1 protein-coding gene is annotated in these 892 nt (G+C 61.9%); it reads left to right on the forward strand.

Annotated features, from left to right (window positions below):
• A partial coding sequence (locus J5M67_RS20890; RefSeq protein ID WP_207887233.1) for an Ig-like domain-containing protein occupies positions 1-892 on the forward strand: 892 nt, incomplete at both ends.

Genomic DNA, 892 nt, shown 5'->3' on the forward strand with positions numbered 1-892 from the left:
CAACGGTGCGGATTCCTTCACCGTGGTCGTCAGCGACGGCAAAGGCGGATCCGTGGAGTCGGTGATCAGCATCAACGTCACCCCAGTGAACGATGCGCCGGTCACTGAAGACCAGTCCAAGACCACCGCCGAAGACACTGCGATCAGCGACAAGATCGTCGCCACCGACGTCGATCAGGACAGCCTCAGCTTCGCCCTGAAGTCCGGCAACGAACCGAAGCACGGCACCCTGACGTTGGACTCGGCCACCGGCGAGTACACCTACACGCCGGCCAAGGATTACAACGGCAACGACAGCTTCACCGTCGTGGTCAGCGATGGCCACGGCGGTTCCGTGGAGTCGGTGGTCAGCATCACTGTCACCCCGGTCAACGACGATCCGGTCACCGCCGACCAGTCCAGGACCACCGCCGAAGACACTGCGATCAGCGACAAGATCGTCGCCACCGACGTGGATCAGGACAGTCTCACCTTCACCCTGAAATCCGGTTCCGAGCCGAAGCACGGCACTCTGGTGCTGGACCCGGCCACTGGCGAATACACCTACACGCCGAGCAAGGATTACAACGGTACTGACTCCTTCACCGTGGTCGTCAGCGACGGCAAAGGCGGTTCGGTCGACTCGGTCGTGAGCATCAACGTCACCCCGGTGAATGACGCCCCGGAAACCAACACCACCACCGCCAGCGGCAATGAAGACTCGCCGATCACCGTCAACCTCGCGGGTTCGGACATCGATGGCACTGTCGACCATTTCGTCATCAAGAGCCTGCCGGCCAACGGCACCCTGATGCTCAATGGCGTGGCATTGAATATCGGCGACAACGTCCCGGCCACCGGCAACGCTGCCAGCCTGACCTTCACTCCCAACGCCAACTGGAACGGCGATACC

Source organism: Pseudomonas sp. 30_B, assembly GCF_017491605.1.
In the GTDB taxonomy this organism is placed as follows: Bacteria; Pseudomonadota; Gammaproteobacteria; order Pseudomonadales; family Pseudomonadaceae; genus Pseudomonas.